Raw genomic sequence first — 16,106 nt, forward strand, 5'->3', positions numbered from 1 at the left:
CGAGATAACTGTATCGAGATGTGTTCCGCCGGAAATGGTGGAGCCGGCCCGGGGACGGGGCCGGCTCCTTAAACCCGGTCGTTGGGGACGGGGAGGGTGGGGACTCGACCGGGTTTTGCGTCGCGTCCTCAGCGGACGCTGGCGACCGCGTCGGAGCGGCCGTCGTTGATCGTCACCCAGGCGCCGGAATTCCGCTCGGACTGGCGCTTCAGGTAGGTGTAGCTGGTATTGGTCCAGGACAGCACCTTGGGCTGGAGATTGTCGAGGATGAACTCTCCAAGGCTAGTGCGCACGGTCAGCACCGCATGGCCGTCGCCATTGCGCTGGCGCACCACCGTCATCAGCAGATCGCCGGCCGGCACGCCGATGCTCATCAGCTCGCGGCGCTTTTCCAGCGCATAGTCCTCGCAGTCGCCGAAGCCGTTATTGGGAAAGGACCAGACTTCCTCCTTGCCCCACATTTCCATGTCGGTGCGCGGCGCGACCTTGCTGTTGACCGAATTATTGACCTTGACGATCATCGCCCACAGCTTGCGGGTGAGCTCGACGGGTGCCCGGCCAGGCGTCCTCTGATTGCATTCCTGCGGAAGCTGCTGGCACAATTCGTAGTGACCGACCGGCTGTGTGGTGCGGCCGCCGGTGTGCATGAAGGCCGGCTCCGCCGCGTTTGCAGTCCCCCAGCCGAAAAGCTGCATCGCTATTGCCGCCAGCAACAGCTTGCCCCTCATCCTGTTCATTATTCAGTCTCCCCGTTTGAGGAGACAATGACAGGGCTGGATTTATTTGACGCAAAAGCGCGAAGTAGACATTAAGTAAAACGCCAATAGAATAAACATAAAATTTGATGCAATTGAGTATAGAATTGTTTAAGGATTCCAGCCGGTGCGTTCCCATGCTTCGTCGCATCGTTCGAACAGCTAGGATGGCAGGACAGACGGGGGGCGCGAAGGATCGCCAGCCTCTCTTCCCGATGGCGCTAACGCTTCCGCGTCAGCCGCGCGGCGAGCTGAATTCGGTATCGAGCGTTTCCGGCCGCTGGATGACGGCGAACTCGATGGCGACGCCATCTTCGAAATGACGCACCACCTGGCCGCGCATGGTGCCCAGCGTCACCTGGACGCCGATGGCCGGCTTGACGTCGATCTCGATCGCCGCGCCCGACAGCGACAGGTCGATGATGCGGCACTGGTACTGCCGTCCGTCGGCAAGCTGCAGCACGCTCGTCGGGTTGCGCGGTGCGACGCGTTCATGGCGGCGGTCTTCCGGCAGGTCGAGCTCGTGCTTGTTGGCAAGCCAGGTCAGTTGCGCGGCGAGCTTGTCCCTCTTGCGCTCCGACGCGATGACGGTCATCGCAAAGCCATCCTGCAGGGTGCGGGTGATGACGCCTTCGATGCGGCCGATGTGATCGATATAGGCAATGACCTTTTCGCCAGCCAGGCCGGCGCGCTCGGTGCGCAGCGCAACGTTGCCAGGCGACATGTCGACCACCTGGCAGGGATGTTCGGTGCGGTCTTCCAGCATGAAGCGTCCGTAAATCTTCACGCGGACGCGCTGAAAGTTACGCCTTTCAGCTTGGGACGGCGCATGGTCGACCGCCGCTGACCTCATCACTGCCATACCCCGTTCGGCATTCCGCGCATGGATGCGGGGAATTTCAGCGGAAAACTACAACAAAGCAGGTTAACAAAGGGGAAAGCCCGGCGCTGTTGCTTTAATCTTTGGGCATCATTCCTCGCGTCCGCCGTCGAAGACGACCAGGTGACGGATGCGGCGGGCCTGGCCGAGCGCCGAAATCGTCTCGGGCGGGTCGAATTCCGATGGGGCGAGCGAGGGAACCTCTATCGCCGGCCGGTTCTTCAGGAACATCGGCTCCTTGTCGGGATCGACGACACGGATCGAATCGATCAAGGCGTCGAGGACCGGGTCGGCACCCAGCCAGAAAGGCTTTTCGACGGCGCTTATCACGCCGAGGCAGCGCGGGCTCTCGACCCCGCCGTCGAGCGGCAGCGCGAGCAGCTCGAACCTGTTGGAGCGACCAGTGCGGCTGAAACCCTCATAGGTGATGAGGGCCACCGATTTCAGGTCGAAGACGCCGTCGGTCAGCTTCGAAATCAGCCGCTGGTCCTTCTCGCGCCACAGCGAAGGGAATGAAAACCCCTTGAGTTCGCGGCCATAGACCGCGCAGAGCCTGGTGCCGGCGAGCCGGAACACCGCTTCGCCGCGCGTGTCCTTTTCCAGGATGAACGTGTCGGCCAGCAGCGACTTGATATCGGCCGGTTCGACTTCCGAGCGCTTCGGGGCAGGGCGTCCGTCACGCAACCGGTTCCAATAATGGAACAGCGTGATCGATCCGGTCTGGTTCATGCTAATGCTGCTCCGCGCATTCTGTCTTCTGATGTCCCATCGGTGAACAGAAGGGCGCCCTCCGAAGACCTACATGCGTTGCGGAGCAGGATGCGTGCCAGCATCGTTAATACTTGTTCACGGGTCGGGGCGGTTAAGGTTAACAACTGGTTTACGTTGCGTGCCTGCCAGGCCTGTGGCACACCAAAACCACTCCAGAAGCAGTCGTTTTGCGACGATCGGCAGCACTTCAGTCAAGAGTTCGGGGGAGCAAGGGGGCTCGACCAGCCGTTCAAGGGAAACCTTGGACGGCTTCTTTTTTGATTCGGGGCTGCTGATTCGTCGTTTGTGATTCGGTTGGCCGTGATCTACATGCTCGCGAAGTCCAATCCAGCGACTGAGTGCAAGCCATATGAGCGACCCAGAAAGCCCACCGGAGATCGAGCAGGGCCAGGGTGAGCCTGTCGCCCGCGAACCGGAGCAGCGCCGCGAACCGGTGTTCAACCTGCCGCCCGTCGTGCTGGCGGTGATCGGCATCTGCGTCCTCGTCTTTCTGATGCAGCAGTATGTGCTTAGCCAAGACCAGCAGCTGACACTATTGTACGACGGGGCCTTCATTCCTGTTCTCTATACTGGCCAATACGGCTTCGACTGGTTCCTGTTTTCTCGGCCCTTTACGTATGCCTTCCTGCATGGCGGCTTTGCCCATCTTGCCATCAACATGGTGTGGCTTGCGGCCTTCGGCTCACCGCTGGCCAACCGCTTCGGCGCGCTGCGCTTCAGCCTGTTCTTCGCCGCGACCGGATTGGCGGCGGTGGCGCTGTTCTGGGCCATGCATCCGCTTGGCGAGGCGCCGCTGGTCGGTGCCTCCGGCGCGATTTCCGGCATGATGGGCGCGGCGGCACGCTACGGCTTCCGTATCGATCGCTCGTCGGGCAAGGCCGCCTTCGCCGGCCAGCCTTTGCCGATGGCGGCGGTGCTGCGCTCGCGCGGCGTCGTCACCTTTCTCGCCATGTGGATGGTGATCAACCTCGCGACCGGCCTCTTCGGCCTGGCGCCCGGCATTGACGGCCAGATCGCCTGGGAAGCCCATATTGGCGGCTTTCTTGCCGGCTTCTTCGGCCTGCGGTTTTTTGATCGGCGAGAGCAGGTGCCCCGGCAGGCGGACGAGCCGGAGACCTGAGACCTCCGCACTTGAAAAGCAACCGATCGCGGCGCACCATGTTCATCCCAGGGAAAAGCCGGCCAGGGCAGGAGCCGGCAAGGAAATGCAGAGGAGGACGCCATGACTGTTAAGGCAATTCTCGAGGCAAAAGGCCACGACGTGGTGACGCTCGGGCCGAACGAAAAGCTCAGCGAAGCCATCCGCATGCTTTCCGAACACAGGATCGGCGCGCTGGTCATCACCAACGGCGATCACAAGATCGTCGGCATTCTTTCCGAGCGCGATGTGGTGCGGGTTCTCGCCAAAGAGGGGGCCGCGGCGCTCGACCTCGCCATCCGCTCGGCGATGACGCCCAAGGTGAAGATCTGCAATGAGAACCACACCGTCAACGAGGTCATGGAGATCATGACCAAGGGCCGCTTCCGCCATCTGCCGGTGGAAAAGAACGGGCTGCTCGACGGCATCGTGTCGATCGGCGACGTGGTCAAGCGGCGCATCGAGGATGTCGAGCGCGAGGCCGAGGAGATCAGGGCCTACATCGCCACGGCATGAGGCGACGGCGGCCGGGTTGCCGGCCATTGAATCTTTTCAAGCCGCTATAGCAGTCCATCGCGGCAGGTGCGGGCCTGTGCCGCGTCGGCGCCTGCGGCTTTGCGCTTGTCTCTTTTGGCGGTTTGCACTAGCGAAGTTGCACATCAAAATATGCGTTCTCGCATATCCGCAATTTCAATATGCAGGCCCTTATGAGCATCATCGATACCCGCACGCCCGACGCCAAGCGCCTGGTTCCCGGCGCCACCGGCGACTGGGAGATCATCATCGGCCTCGAGGTCCATGCGCAGGTGACCTCACAGGCAAAGCTGTTTTCCGGCGCCTCGACCATTTTCGGCGCCGCGCCCAATGCCAATGTCAGCCTGGTCGACGCGGCGATGCCCGGCATGCTGCCGGTCATCAACGAAGAATGCGTCAAGCAGGCGATCCGTACCGGGCTGGGCCTGAAGGCTGAGATCAATTTCAAATCGGTCTTCGACAGGAAAAACTATTTCTATCCTGATCTGCCGCAGGGCTACCAGATCTCGCAGTTCAAGCAGCCGATCGTCGGCGAGGGCAAGGTGATCGTCTCGGTCGGCCCGGACCGGCAGGGCGAGTTCGAGGACATCGAGGTCGGCATCGAGCGCCTGCACCTTGAGCAGGATGCCGGCAAGTCGATGCACGACCAGCATGCGACGATGTCCTATGTCGATCTCAACCGCTCCGGCGTGGCGCTGATGGAGATCGTCTCCAAGCCGGATATGCGCTCCGCCGATGAAGCCAAGGCCTATGTCACCAAGCTGCGCACGATCGTGCGCTATCTCGGCACGTGCGACGGCAATATGGACGAAGGCTCGTTGCGCGCCGACGTCAACGTCTCGGTACGCCGGCTCGGCGGTGAATTCGGCACGCGCTGCGAGATCAAGAACGTCAACTCGATCCGTTTCATCGGCCAGGCCATCGACTATGAGGCGCGCCGCCAGATTGCCATCCTCGAGGACGGCGGCAGGATCGAACAGGAAACGCGGCTGTTCGACCCCAACAAGGGCGAGACGCGCTCGATGCGCTCCAAGGAAGAAGCGCACGACTATCGCTATTTCCCCGATCCCGACCTTCTGCCGCTGGAATTCGACCAGGCCTATGTCGACGCGCTGGCAAAGGACCTGCCGGAACTTCCGGACGCCAAGAAGGCGCGGCTGATCACCTCGCTCGGCCTGTCGACCTACGATGCCTCGATCCTGGTTTCTGAAAAGGCGATTGCCGATTATTTCGAGAAGGTGGCGGCCGGGCGCGACGGCAAGCTCGCCGCCAACTGGGTCATCAACGACCTCCTGGGGGCCTTGAACAAAGCCGGCAAGGATATTGAAAACGCTCCTGTTTCGCCCAACCAGCTTGGTGCCGTCATCGACCTGATCAAGGAAGGCACCATCTCCGGCAAAATCGCCAAGGATCTGTTCGAGATCGTCTGGAACGAGGGCGGCGATCCGCGTCAGCTGGTCGAAAGCCGCGGCATGAAGCAGGTCACCGATACCGGCGCCATCGAAAAGGCGGTGGACGAGGTGATCGCAGCCAACCCAGACAAGGTCGAACAGGCGCGCGCCAAGCCGACCATGGCCGGCTGGTTCGTCGGCCAGGTGATGAAGGCGACCGGCGGCAAGGCCAATCCGCAGGCGGTCAACGAGCTGGTCAAGGCCAGGCTCGGGATCGAGTAGGATGTTCGTCCGTACCGCCGGCGAGCGCGATCTTGCGGCGGTACGCGCATTGCTGATCGAGACCTGGCATGCCACCTATGACGCCATCTACGGCGCGGCGCGGGTCACCGAAATCACCGATGAATGGCATTCGATTGCCGCACTCAAAGCACGGCTGACGCGGCCGAACTCGGAGTTCCTGCTCGCCGACGACGGCAAGAGCATCGGCGGCATGGCCTTCGCCGCCGCCACCACGGATCCCGGGATCGTCATGCTGAACCAGCTTTACGTGCATCCGGCCTGGCAGAGGCAAGGCATCGGCCAGGCGCTGCTGGACGAGATCGAGGCCAGCTTTCCGGAGGCCCGGACGCTGCGCGTCGAGGTCGAGGAAGCAAATGCTCCGGCCATCGCCTTTTACCGCTCGAGAGGGTTCTTGCCCGCCGGCAACACGGCCGATTGCGGCGGCGCCTCAGGATTGCCGGCGCTGGTTTTGGAGAAGGCGATCGGCTAGCTCGTTCGCCTGGCGCTCAGTTGCGTTTCACGGGCAGGTTGGAGCAGCCGGCAGCGAGAAACTCGCACGGCAGGCTGCCGCCGCCACCCGACGTGTGCGGGGGCGTGGCGGCTTCGATTTTTTCCACCTCGTAATATTTCGAGGTGACGCCCCATTTTTTGACGCCCTGGCACGTCGAGCGCAGGCCAACCTCCGTCGCCTTTGCCGCAGTCTTGAAATACGTGGTGATCCTGCAGGATTGGCTGACCGGCAGCGCGTTCGCCGGGCTCGTGACCGGCGGCAGGAAGTTCGGGAAGGCAAGCAGCGAGATTGCCGCAATGATCCGGACGGCGGGCATGGTGTGGGGAAAGTGCAGCATCGTTTGTCTCCATCGATGGCGCCGCTCGCTCGTGGCGCAGCGGCGCGTTTGTTCCCGCAAGATCAGGCCATGAAGCCGGCGCTGCCGCATCGGCCGCGCGGGAGATGGCGGGAACCGCCGCCGTCATCCGCGAGCGGCCGCGTCAGGGCGTTTTCGGCTTGATGAGCGTCTTTATCGGAACAGCGACTTTTGGTGGCCGGACCGTACTGGCCCCACCGTCGACGGCCAGCCCGCCGCTGTTGAGATAGCGTACCGTATAGTGCAGCTCATAGCCCGGAACTCTGATCCATGTAGGCTTGTGATTGAACTGGTCCGGAGGCCTCGAATACCACTTCGGGATCTGCATGATCTTGGAACCGGCACCGAATCCCGCAGTCTTGGCCGCTACTGCGAAGGCGCTGTCTCTGGGATCGTTCGGCGGCTGATCGACATTGCCGATGACGACCAGCGAATCGTATTTTCGCGCGTCGAGCTGTACTGCGGGAAGGTTCAGCGCAGCCACGTCGCCTTCGCGCATCGTCAGCGCCTTCTGAAGGCCATCCTCATTGGCATAGACGTTGAGGTTTATGGCCTCGGATTCCGCATAGACGACATTGTTGTGGAAGTCGCGGGCTGCCAGGCGTGTGAGGCTGTCGAAGGTCACTTCTATCGTCGGCTTGGCTATGGCGTCCGTCACCACCAGGTTGCGTCGCGGCACCGTCCAGAAGATGAGATCATCGTCGGTGGCCTGCGTGCCGGCATCGGAGCCGTCTATGGCCCAGCATTTCGAATTCGGAACCGGCGTCGTCACCGGCAGGGGTGCCGAAAACGAGCTGCGTACCTGGGCGTCGATGTAATTGCCGACGTTGAAAACGTCTTCGAGGATGTTGCCACCTTCGAAGCTCGCCGGGCCGGGTTGCGAGCGGATGATGACCTGGCTGGAATCGGTCTGCCAGCCGCTGCAGAAGACGTTGACGTCTATGGGAATGCCGATGTGGCGGTCGGAGGTCACCGGGATCGAGACTTTGATGGTCAGGATGTAAGGAACTTTGACAAACCAGCTGTTCGGCTGGTTCAGCATCTGCGTCGCAAAGCGCGACGGCCGCCATTGCTTCAGCGATTCGATCGATGCGCGCGACGATCGTCCCTGGGCGGCCAGCTGTGCGTTGGTGGCGTCGACCTTGGCTTGCGCCAGGTTGCGGACGGTGTTGGTGATCAGGAACACGCCGAGTTCAGCTTTGCAGGGCCTGTTCGATTGTGTGGGGTTGCATGGGGCAAGTGCCGCACTGGGAACCGGCGGCCCCGAAGGCGGCGGCTGGGCGGCCGCGGTGGCCGCCATCAGGCAGAAGAACAGCATCGTGCAGGTTTTCAACATGGTATCCTCGCTCTGTCGTTGGAAACCACCCTCCGCCTAGACAGCAGCATTTCTTCGATGGCGGTTCATCGCCCGCACGGGGGATGAACCGCGAAACGTCGGGCGGGCCCAGCGACGTTGAGCCGCCGCCGTCCTTTCGGATCGGATGGCTACTGCTTCACGGCGCCTTCGGTTGTCGCCTTCGGCGCGACGACCTTCGGCTTGGGGGTTTTCGGGCCTGGGTCGACTACCAGTGCGGCCGTGCAGGAGCATTTGCCCGAACCGCAGTTCAGGTCGCCCTTGCACATTTTGGAATGCCGCATGTCGGTGCAGTCGGCGGTCCCGGAGCAGGAGCAACTGCCTTGCCCAATCGTTCCGGACTGACATTTGAAGCTCCATGCCGGATCGGCGGCAAGGCCGGCCACGGCGAGCGATAGGACAAAAAGCATCGTCGAGATAAGCTTGCACATGAATACCTCCCGGTTCTATCGAGCGATGGAACCACGAAGCAGCAACGCCTTCATCTCCCGCGTGGGGGACGAACTCGCATACCGGTGACGATCGTCAATGCTGTCCCTTCAGCACGACGAGATAACCGCGTTCGACGCGAAGCCGGAACGCGATTTGCCCTGCAGTGCCGGGATCCTTGGAAACTTTGTCGATGACATAGCCGCTGGGATGCGAACCAAGCCATTCTTCCGGTTTGTCGGTGCTTTCGAACGGCCTTTGCAACCGGGCCAGGAAGCCGACTTCGCCTTGATAGTCGAAAGCCACGGCCCAGTCCGCATCCTTTCGCTCGTCGATGAAGTTGGCGAGCGGCGTCAGGTCATAGCGTTTGAACGCGGTTGCCGATGCCACCGCGTGGCCGATGCCGAAAATGACAAGCATGACGACGGCCGAGCTCTTCAGCCTGGCGAGCGGGATCTCCGCCATGAAATAGCCGAACAGGATGACCACGAACGGCAACATCGGCACGACATAGTGGGGCTGCTTGCCAGATATCGCGCTGAACACCAAGAACACGGCAACGAACGAGAACGACAGCAGGCGCAAGGCGCGCAGATCCGGCGACTTCGCGTCGATCAGGCTGCGTATCCGCGTGCGCAGCTTCAACCGCCAGACCTCGGGTATGAAGATCCACGGTATGAACATGACCGGCAGCAGCAGCAGATAGAAATAGAACGGCCGGCCGTGCGAATTGCGCAAATTGCCGGTGACGCGCCCCGCCGACTGGTTCCAGACGAGATCATAGACGAAATTGCCTTTTGTCAGGATCGTCGCCGGCACCAGCCAGATCGCAACCGGAATCAGCGCGGCGAGCAATGCCAGGCCCACTCCAGCGAGGAAGTTCGGTGTCGCCAGTCCCGCCCGCCGGTCGCGCCAGAACGGGTAGAACAGGATGGGCGCGCCGATATGGATCAGCACCACCGGGCCTTTCGTCAGCACGCCCATGCCGATGAACAGCCCGGCCAGAACGGTCTGCCAGCGGTTGCCGCTCCGGGCAAAGGCAATCAGCGACAACAGCGCGGCGAGCACAAAGACCGTCAGCAACAGGTCGAACAGGATCAGCGTCGAATAGATGACGAACACGCTGCTTCCGGCGACCAGCCAGGGGATGCGCCGCGCGATGTCGTCGCGGCCCGGAAACAGGGTCTTTGCCAACGCCGTGGTCAGCCAGATGACGAGCGAGGAGGCGGCGAAGATGACCAACATCGCCGCCGGCCGGCTGGCGCCGAAAACGGTCCAGACAAGGTCGATAAGCCAAAACAGCAGTGGCGGCTTCTGCAGATAGGGCGCGAAATTCATCGTCGGGACGAAGATCTGTCCGCTCAGATACATTTCCCAGGTGACGCTGAGATATCGCGTTTCGTCGACGGGCAGCAGTGGCCGGAAAGCGACCGCGATTACGATCAGCCCAAGCAAAAAGAGGTAGGGGAGCAGCCGCTCGGTAGATGTCGGTGTCAAAGGTCGAGATCCGCGCCAGAAACCATTTTCTTTCCAGCCGAGCATAGTGCCGCGTTTCTGGACCGCGAACGACCGCACCATGATTTTGGCCGAATTGCAACGTTGCCGGTTTCGTTTCGCAGATTTTGCGGACGATGGTCTTAAAGGCTTGGAAAACTGACCGGCCGAGCCTTTTGGACCGCCGCCGGTCCGGGGAATCTGCGCAAATTAACTGGAGCGCAACGGCGGCGACAATTCCCGCATCAAGAGTTCGAGCTCGCGCTGATCGCCGGTACCGGTCTTGTCGAAGATCGTCGCCAGCTGCGACTTGACGGTGCCGTCCGAGACGCCGCCGGCCGCGGCGATTTCCTTTCGGATCAGGCCGGCGGCAACGTGATCGGCAACGCGCCTTTCTGCCGCGGTCAGTCCGAACAGCGCCGCAATGGCGTCCAGCGCCGGGATTGGTGCCGAACCGGCCGCAGCGATGAAGATTGCTGCGGCGGCGCGCTGCGAGATGCGCGCCGAGATTTCACGCCGCGCCAGCGGCATCACATGGGCCACCGCCGGAACGGCCGTCTTGGCCAGGGGAATGTTGATGCCGCAAGGTCCGAGCGCGAATTCGTCGCGCGTGCCGAGCTGGACGGCGCGGCCGATCGCGGCATTGGCGTTGGCATAGGTGAAGGAAAGCTGGCCGCGCACGCAAGCAACCGAAATGTTTTCGGCGAGCAGCGCTTCGGCTGACGGGTTGGCGAAGATGATGGTCATGTCTTCGGCGACGATCAGCACCGGATGGTCGAGGCTTTCGATGATGGAGCGGAAGATTTCGGCCTTCCGCCGCTCGGCCTCGAACAGGTCGCCGATGGTCACCGCGCGCCGCACATGCGGCGCCAGCAGGCAGACAAGCTCGAGATCCTCGCGGGAAATCTGGCGCCTGTCCTTGTCGGTCACCACCATTAGCGTGCCGATCCGGGTCGGCCGCTTCATCAACGCCACCCAGAAGAAATCGTCCAGGCGGTTGGGTTGCACCCATTCGCGCACGATGCGGCTTTCGAGCCATCTCTGTCGCGTATCCGGGCCTTGCAGGGCGTAGATCGAATCGACGGTGAACGGCACGTCGATCTCCATCTTGGGAACCGCCGCATAGAACGGCACTTGCGAGCCGTAGTCATGCTTCAACGGCTCAAGAACTGCGGGATCGCCGCAGGACACCGAAAACCGCGCGGAACTGCTGATCGTGTCGATGACGGCGAGCATGGCAAGCTGGCCTTCCGCCAGGCTGCAGATGGCCTCGAGTGTCGCCTGCCAGCGGTCGACGTCGGCAATCGAATCGTAGATCGCCTCAACGACCTGCGGCAATGCGCGACCGGCCGTGCCCGCCAGCGATGACATGAGCCCCTCTCATTTGCCGTCCTTGAGGCAACGAAGCATCAACTCCTAGAATAACGCTGCGTAAGGTCGCCAACAACCCATTTCATCTGCTTCGGGCGGACGCGAAAATCGCATGAACGTTTCGCTTTCCCGCCAGCCATTTGCTCGCCGGTTGCGGCAAGACCCTTGCCTTCGCAATGCCGTGACGCCATAAGCAGGAACAGGCGCCGCCGCAGCCGCCGCGAGGACTTGCTACAAGGACTTGCCACGAGGATTTGGATGAAAACTTTCCTTCTGCAGTTTTTCACCTGGTGGAACAGCCAGACATTGGGAACGCGCTTCCACACCTGGCGGCATGGCAAGAAGGTCGGGCAGGACGAGGTCGGCAACGTCTACTATGAGGGCGGCGTCGATTCGGAAGGCCGCACGCGCCGCTGGGTCATCTACCGCGACTATTCGGAAGCCTCGGCGATTCCGCCCGGCTGGCATGGCTGGATCCATCACCGTGTCGACGTTGCGCCGCCAAGCGAAGACTACAAGCCACGCGACTGGCAAAAGCCGCATGTGCCGAACCTCACCGGCAGCCCCGCAGCCTATCGGCCGAAAGGCTCGGTGCTGACCAACCAGCATCGTCCGCAGGTGACGGGCGACTACGACGCCTGGACGCCTGGTTCGTGATCGATCGCCGCGACACGCGCGCGGTCTCCACGGGCGCGGTCCCCACGGGGCGGTCCTTTGTCGCCACAATTGCTGTTTAGCTGTTTGCTGATCCGACAGCAGCAACTAGCCTTGGCGTTAAGAGAATCACCCGGGCGCAAACCACCGGACCTTGCATGAGCATGTTCAGCCGAATTTTGACGGGCGGATTAACCGCGGTCGTTCTCGCTTCTATGGTGGCGCTTGCTGCTGCGCAGGAATTGGCGCCGCCTGCACCGGACGCGTCCGTGGCGCCTGCAGCACCCGCAGTATCCGAGCGCATCACCAATCCCGTCGCTGAATTCGCCGGCATCGACAAGATCACCGGCCGTATCATCACCTTCGATGTCTATATCGACGAGACGGTGCAGTTCGGCGCTTTGCAGGTGACGCCGCGCATCTGCTATTCGCGGCCGGAGAACGAAGAGCCGAAGACGGATTCGTTCGTCGAGGTCGACGAGATCACGCTCGACCGGAAAATACGCCGTATCTTCACCGGCTGGATGTTCGCCGAAAGCCCCGGGATCAACGCCGTCGAGCATGCCGTCTATGATATCTGGCTGAAGGGCTGCAAGCAGAAGTCCGACGTGCCGGCACCCACTGCCCCCAAAACCAACTAGAATCTGTCAGCGCGGCGGCGGATACCGCGCCTTGCGGAACCGCCGTGTTGCCCGAGCGTTGGTGCCTCTCTACGGTGGAGGTTGCCATGATGATGGCCAACAAGAACGAACTTCTCGATATCGAAAGGGGATTCTGGAGCGGCGGTGCCGACTATTTCAAGGCCAACGCCGATACCGAATGCCTGGTGGCCTTCCCGCAGATGGCGCGGGTGATGAGCAATACCGATCTGGCCGCAACTGCGACGGACCCGAACCGCTGGCGCGATCTCGACATCGACCTCAAAGGCATCATCGAGCCTGGCAGCGACATCGTCATGCTGACCTACGAGGCGCGTGCGACGCGGCAAGATGGCGAAGCCTATGCGGCGCTGGTCAGCACCGGCTATGTCCACCGCGTCAATGGCTGGAAAATGATGTTCCACGCACAGACGCCGCTGGTGACGGCATCAAAAGGCTGACCGGCCGCTGGAGCAATTCCAGGAAAAGTGTGAACGGTTTCCGTCCGGAATTGCGTTTCTGTGAAACGATGAACCATTCCAGGTTATGGAAAAAACACGGCCTCGCCCTTCAGCGCCCCGGCCAGCATCTTCTCGTACTTGCCGCGCGGCACGTCGATTGCGCCGAAGCGTTTGAGATGCTCGGTGGTGAACTGCGTATCGAGCAGCGCAAAGCCGCGCGCCTTCAGGCGTTCGACGAGGTGAACCAGGCAGGCCTTTGACGCGTCGGTCTCCCTGGCGAACATGCTCTCGCCGAAGAACACGCGGCCGAGCGATACGCCGTAGAGGCCGCCGACCATCCGGTCGTCGTGCCAGGCCTCGACCGAATGGCAATGGCCCATCCGATGCAGCTCGATATAGGCTTCGCGGATCGGTGCGTTGATCCAGGTCGACCGCCGTTCCTCGCGCCTTTCGGCGCAGGCCTCGATCGTCGCCTCGAAGTCGAAATCGATGCGGAACTCGAACAGGTTCTTGCGGATCGTCTTTCTCAGGCTTTTCGGTATGTGGAACCCGTCGAGCGGAATGATGCCGCGCGTCTCCGGCCGCACCCAGAACACTTCGGGGTCATTGGCGCTTTCGGCCATCGGGAAGACGCCGGAGGCATAGGCTTTGAGCAAAAGGTCGGTCGGGATGCGATAACCGGGTGCGTAGGGACGGGTCATCGCTTCGCCCTGTATCACTCGCCTTCGGCCAGGTATTTTTCCAGCCAGTGGATGTCGTAGTCGCCATTGGCGATGTCGGCGTTGCCGACGAGGTCGCGAAACAGCGGCAGCGTCGTCTTGATGCCGTCGACGACGAACTCGTCGAGCGCGCGCCGCAGTCGCATCATGCATTCGACGCGGTTGCGGCCATGCACGATCAGCTTGCCGATCAGGCTGTCGTAGTAGGGCGGGATCTTGTAGCCGGAATAGACGCCGGAATCGACGCGGATGCCGAGGCCGCCCGGCGTGTGGAAATGGGTAATGGTGCCCGGCGACGGGGTGAAGGTGCGCGGATCCTCTGCATTGATGCGGCATTCGATGGCATGGCCATGGAAGCGGATATCTTCCTGGCGCACCGAAAGCCCGCCGCCCGAGGCGACGCGGATCTGCTCGTGCACGAGGTCGATGCCGGTAATCGCCTCGGTCACCGGATGTTCGACCTGCAGGCGCGTGTTCATTTCGATGAAATAGAACTCGCCGTCCTCATAGAGGAATTCGATGGTGCCGGCGCCGGAATAGCCGAGATCGGCGATCGCCCTGGCGCAGACGCCGCCAATATGCGCGCGCTCCTCCGCATTGAGCGCCGGCGAGGGCGCTTCTTCCCAGACCTTCTGGTGACGGCGCTGCAGCGAGCAGTCGCGCTCGCCGAAATGCACGCCGCGCCCGGCGCCGTCGCCGAACACCTGCACTTCGATATGGCGCGGCTTCTGCAGATATTTCTCGATATAGACGGCGTCGTCGCCGAAGGCCGCACCCGCCTCCGAGCGTGCCGTCTGCAGCGCCACCTCGAGGTCGGCCTCGCTACGCGCCACTTTCATGCCGCGCCCGCCGCCGCCGGCCGACGCCTTGATGATCACGGGGTAGCCGATCGCGGCGGCAATGCGCTTGGCTTCCTTGTCCTCGGTGACCGCGCCGTCGGAGCCGGGCACCACGGGAATGCCGAGGCGTTTTGCGGTGCGCTTGGCCTCGATCTTGTCACCCATGATGCGGATATGGTCGCCCGTCGGGCCGATGAAGGTGATGTTGTGCGCGGCGAGGATGTCGGCGAACTTGGCGTTCTCCGACAGAAAACCGTAGCCGGGATGCACCGCGTCGGCGCCGGTGATCTCGCAGGCGGCGACGATCTGGTGGATGTTGAGATAGCTGTCGCGCGACGGCGGCGGGCCGATGCAGACGCTCTCGTCGGCGAGACGCACATGCATGGCGTCGGCGTCGGCGGTCGAATGCACCACCACCGTCTGGATGCCCAGCTCCTTACAGGCGCGCAGCACCCTGAGGGCGATTTCGCCGCGATTGGCGATGAGGATTTTCTGGAACATCTTTCGCCTGTTCCCGGCTCTACTCGATCACGACGAGCGGCATGCCATATTCGACCGGCTGCGCATCTTCAAACAGGATCGCCGTCACCGTGCCGGCGCGCGGCGAGGGGATCTGGTTCATCGTCTTCATTGCTTCGATGATCAGCAGCGTCTGGCCTTCCTTGACCTTCTGGCCGATTTCGATGAACGGCCTGGCGTCGGGCGACGGTGCCAGATAGGCGGTGCCGACCATTGGCGAGGCGACGGCGTTCTTCGACACATCGGGCGTCGCCGGGGCGGCCGCTGCCGCGGGCTGCGCGGCTGCCGGCGCATAGGCCGGCTGGGCTGCGGCGACCGCATGGACGGCCGGCGCCTGCCGCGAGACGCGCACCTTCAGATCGCCCAGCTCGACCTCGATCTCGGTCAGGTTGGTGTCGTTCAGTATGCCCGCCAGATCGCGGATCAGCTGCTGGTCAACACCGTTCTTCTTTATCGACATTTTCGAGCCTTCTGTTTGTTGGCCGGTCATAGGCGTGCAGCCAGCGCCTGCAGCGCCAGCGTGTAGCCGAGCGGCCCGAACCCGCAGATCATGCCGACGGCGACCGGCGCGACCATGGAAACGTGGCGGAATGGTTCCCGCGCGTGGATGTTGGAAAGATGCACCTCAGCGACCGGCAGCGGCGCGACAGCGCGGATGGCATCGTGAATGGCGATCGACGTATGGCCGTAGGCGCCCGGATTGATGACGATTGCGGCGGCCTTGTCGGCGGCCTCCTGGATCCAGTCGACGAGGTCGCCCTCATGGTTCGACTGGCGGAAATCGATCTCCAGCCCAAGTGCGGCACCCGCCTGCTTGCAGTCGTCGGCGATCGCGGCAAGCGTCTTGCCGCCATAGATGCCCGGCTCGCGCTTGCCGAGCGCGTTGAGATTGGGGCCGTTCAGGACGAAAACCGTTTTCAAAAAATGCCGACCTTTCCCGGCGCGGCTAAGCCGGCGCGCCGGACCCTCTATAATGGGCATAGACGCTGGCGAAAAGAGCGCAAGTGCGTT

The 16,106-nt window shown here is 62.4% G+C and carries 19 protein-coding genes; 7 read left to right on the plus strand and 12 right to left on the minus strand.

Annotation, left to right across the window (positions count from 1 at the left end):
* Positions 1-128 precede the first annotated feature (128 nt).
* The 3 genes from NKH23_RS30100 to NKH23_RS30110 all read right to left on the minus strand — a co-directional run bounded on the left by NKH23_RS30100 (position 129) and on the right by NKH23_RS30110 (position 2,364).
* Positions 129-728: a transglutaminase-like cysteine peptidase gene (locus tag NKH23_RS30100; RefSeq protein WP_352720823.1), complete on the minus strand. Its 600-nt coding sequence runs from the start codon at positions 726-728 to the stop codon at positions 129-131.
* 262 nt (positions 729-990) lie between these two features.
* Positions 991-1,608: a PilZ domain-containing protein gene (locus NKH23_RS30105; protein ID WP_352720739.1), complete on the minus strand. Its 618-nt coding sequence runs from the start codon at positions 1,606-1,608 to the stop codon at positions 991-993.
* Positions 1,609-1,725: 117 nt separating this feature from the next.
* Positions 1,726-2,364: a PAS domain-containing protein gene (locus NKH23_RS30110; RefSeq protein ID WP_352720741.1), complete on the minus strand. Its 639-nt coding sequence runs from the start codon at positions 2,362-2,364 to the stop codon at positions 1,726-1,728.
* 391 nt (positions 2,365-2,755) lie between these two features.
* On the opposite strand from NKH23_RS30110, the gene NKH23_RS30115 reads away from it, so the two are divergent.
* The 4 genes from NKH23_RS30115 (at position 2,756) to NKH23_RS30130 (ending at position 6,241) form a co-directional block, all read left to right on the plus strand.
* Positions 2,756-3,526, plus strand: coding sequence for a rhomboid family intramembrane serine protease (locus tag NKH23_RS30115; protein ID WP_352720744.1), 771 nt, complete (start codon positions 2,756-2,758; stop codon positions 3,524-3,526).
* 102 nt (positions 3,527-3,628) lie between these two features.
* Complete coding sequence (locus tag NKH23_RS30120) at positions 3,629-4,060, plus strand: CBS domain-containing protein (RefSeq protein WP_023717464.1); 432 nt, start codon at positions 3,629-3,631, stop codon at positions 4,058-4,060.
* 191 nt (positions 4,061-4,251) lie between these two features.
* The gene (gene gatB, locus NKH23_RS30125; RefSeq protein ID WP_352720746.1) at positions 4,252-5,751 is read left to right on the plus strand and encodes an Asp-tRNA(Asn)/Glu-tRNA(Gln) amidotransferase subunit GatB; all 1,500 of its coding nucleotides are present in this window, start codon (positions 4,252-4,254) and stop codon (positions 5,749-5,751) included.
* Between the two features lies 1 nt (position 5,752).
* The gene (locus NKH23_RS30130; protein ID WP_352720749.1) at positions 5,753-6,241 is read left to right on the plus strand and encodes a GNAT family N-acetyltransferase; all 489 of its coding nucleotides are present in this window, start codon (positions 5,753-5,755) and stop codon (positions 6,239-6,241) included.
* 16 nt (positions 6,242-6,257) lie between these two features.
* Here NKH23_RS30130 and NKH23_RS30135 read toward each other — a convergent pair whose 3' ends face one another.
* The 5 genes from NKH23_RS30135 to NKH23_RS30155 all read right to left on the minus strand — a co-directional run bounded on the left by NKH23_RS30135 (position 6,258) and on the right by NKH23_RS30155 (position 11,265).
* A complete protein-coding gene (locus tag NKH23_RS30135) occupies positions 6,258-6,599 on the minus strand; it encodes a hypothetical protein (RefSeq protein WP_352720751.1) in 342 nt (113 codons plus the stop codon).
* Positions 6,600-6,741: 142 nt separating this feature from the next.
* Entirely contained in the window at positions 6,742-7,950 is a 1,209-nt protein-coding gene (locus NKH23_RS30140; protein WP_353036156.1) for a hypothetical protein, read from the minus strand.
* Between the two features lie 152 nt (positions 7,951-8,102).
* The gene (locus NKH23_RS30145; RefSeq protein WP_352720755.1) at positions 8,103-8,402 is read right to left on the minus strand and encodes a hypothetical protein; all 300 of its coding nucleotides are present in this window, start codon (positions 8,400-8,402) and stop codon (positions 8,103-8,105) included.
* Positions 8,403-8,496: 94 nt separating this feature from the next.
* Positions 8,497-9,897 (minus strand): ArnT family glycosyltransferase, encoded by a 1,401-nt coding sequence (locus tag NKH23_RS30150; RefSeq protein WP_353036159.1) that lies wholly within the window; start codon positions 9,895-9,897, stop codon positions 8,497-8,499.
* A gap of 207 nt (positions 9,898-10,104) precedes the next feature.
* Positions 10,105-11,265: a helix-turn-helix transcriptional regulator gene (locus tag NKH23_RS30155; protein ID WP_353036161.1), complete on the minus strand. Its 1,161-nt coding sequence runs from the start codon at positions 11,263-11,265 to the stop codon at positions 10,105-10,107.
* A gap of 258 nt (positions 11,266-11,523) precedes the next feature.
* On the opposite strand from NKH23_RS30155, the gene NKH23_RS30160 reads away from it, so the two are divergent.
* From NKH23_RS30160 to NKH23_RS30170, 3 genes are all read left to right on the plus strand, one after another.
* Complete coding sequence (locus NKH23_RS30160; protein WP_023674818.1) at positions 11,524-11,922, plus strand: NADH:ubiquinone oxidoreductase subunit NDUFA12; 399 nt, start codon at positions 11,524-11,526, stop codon at positions 11,920-11,922.
* A gap of 155 nt (positions 11,923-12,077) precedes the next feature.
* Positions 12,078-12,560: a DUF2155 domain-containing protein gene (locus tag NKH23_RS30165; protein ID WP_352467340.1), complete on the plus strand. Its 483-nt coding sequence runs from the start codon at positions 12,078-12,080 to the stop codon at positions 12,558-12,560.
* Between the two features lie 89 nt (positions 12,561-12,649).
* Entirely contained in the window at positions 12,650-13,018 is a 369-nt protein-coding gene (locus NKH23_RS30170; protein WP_352467351.1) for a hypothetical protein, read from the plus strand.
* Positions 13,019-13,101: 83 nt separating this feature from the next.
* On the opposite strand, the gene aat is transcribed toward NKH23_RS30170, so the two are convergent.
* From aat to aroQ, 4 genes are read right to left on the minus strand one after another with little or no spacing between them, the layout of a single operon-like run.
* Positions 13,102-13,719: a leucyl/phenylalanyl-tRNA--protein transferase gene (aat, locus tag NKH23_RS30175; RefSeq protein WP_352720763.1), complete on the minus strand. Its 618-nt coding sequence runs from the start codon at positions 13,717-13,719 to the stop codon at positions 13,102-13,104.
* Positions 13,720-13,733: 14 nt separating this feature from the next.
* Complete coding sequence (gene accC / locus NKH23_RS30180) at positions 13,734-15,077, minus strand: acetyl-CoA carboxylase biotin carboxylase subunit (RefSeq protein ID WP_023674822.1); 1,344 nt, start codon at positions 15,075-15,077, stop codon at positions 13,734-13,736.
* 19 nt (positions 15,078-15,096) lie between these two features.
* On the minus strand, positions 15,097-15,555 hold the full coding sequence (accB, locus tag NKH23_RS30185; RefSeq protein WP_292662508.1) for an acetyl-CoA carboxylase biotin carboxyl carrier protein: 459 nt from the start codon (positions 15,553-15,555) through the stop codon (positions 15,097-15,099).
* A gap of 26 nt (positions 15,556-15,581) precedes the next feature.
* The gene (gene aroQ, locus NKH23_RS30190; protein ID WP_031211260.1) at positions 15,582-16,016 is read right to left on the minus strand and encodes a type II 3-dehydroquinate dehydratase; all 435 of its coding nucleotides are present in this window, start codon (positions 16,014-16,016) and stop codon (positions 15,582-15,584) included.
* Positions 16,017-16,106: the final 90 nt, after the last annotated feature.

Source organism: Mesorhizobium sp. M1328, assembly GCF_040318075.1.
GTDB lineage: Bacteria > Pseudomonadota > Alphaproteobacteria > Rhizobiales > Rhizobiaceae > Mesorhizobium.

Bases quoted from the DNA above. Each gene is read 5' to 3' on its own strand.
- NKH23_RS30100 (WP_352720823.1), bottom strand. From the start codon at position 728: ATGAGGGGCAAGCTGTTGCTGGCGGCAATAGCGATGCAGCTTTTCGGC.
- NKH23_RS30105 (WP_352720739.1), bottom strand. From the start codon at position 1,608: ATGAGGTCAGCGGCGGTCGACCATGCGCCGTCCCAAGCTGAAAGGCGT.
- NKH23_RS30110 (WP_352720741.1), bottom strand. From the start codon at position 2,364: ATGAACCAGACCGGATCGATCACGCTGTTCCATTATTGGAACCGGTTG.
- NKH23_RS30115 (WP_352720744.1), top strand. From the start codon at position 2,756: ATGAGCGACCCAGAAAGCCCACCGGAGATCGAGCAGGGCCAGGGTGAG.
- NKH23_RS30120 (WP_023717464.1), top strand. From the start codon at position 3,629: ATGACTGTTAAGGCAATTCTCGAGGCAAAAGGCCACGACGTGGTGACG.
- gatB (WP_352720746.1), top strand. From the start codon at position 4,252: ATGAGCATCATCGATACCCGCACGCCCGACGCCAAGCGCCTGGTTCCC.
- NKH23_RS30130 (WP_352720749.1), top strand. From the start codon at position 5,753: ATGTTCGTCCGTACCGCCGGCGAGCGCGATCTTGCGGCGGTACGCGCA.
- NKH23_RS30135 (WP_352720751.1), bottom strand. From the start codon at position 6,599: ATGCTGCACTTTCCCCACACCATGCCCGCCGTCCGGATCATTGCGGCA.
- NKH23_RS30145 (WP_352720755.1), bottom strand. From the start codon at position 8,402: ATGTGCAAGCTTATCTCGACGATGCTTTTTGTCCTATCGCTCGCCGTG.
- NKH23_RS30155 (WP_353036161.1), bottom strand. From the start codon at position 11,265: ATGTCATCGCTGGCGGGCACGGCCGGTCGCGCATTGCCGCAGGTCGTT.
- NKH23_RS30160 (WP_023674818.1), top strand. From the start codon at position 11,524: ATGAAAACTTTCCTTCTGCAGTTTTTCACCTGGTGGAACAGCCAGACA.
- NKH23_RS30165 (WP_352467340.1), top strand. From the start codon at position 12,078: ATGAGCATGTTCAGCCGAATTTTGACGGGCGGATTAACCGCGGTCGTT.
- NKH23_RS30170 (WP_352467351.1), top strand. From the start codon at position 12,650: ATGATGGCCAACAAGAACGAACTTCTCGATATCGAAAGGGGATTCTGG.
- aat (WP_352720763.1), bottom strand. From the start codon at position 13,719: ATGACCCGTCCCTACGCACCCGGTTATCGCATCCCGACCGACCTTTTG.
- accC (WP_023674822.1), bottom strand. From the start codon at position 15,077: ATGTTCCAGAAAATCCTCATCGCCAATCGCGGCGAAATCGCCCTCAGG.
- accB (WP_292662508.1), bottom strand. From the start codon at position 15,555: ATGTCGATAAAGAAGAACGGTGTTGACCAGCAGCTGATCCGCGATCTG.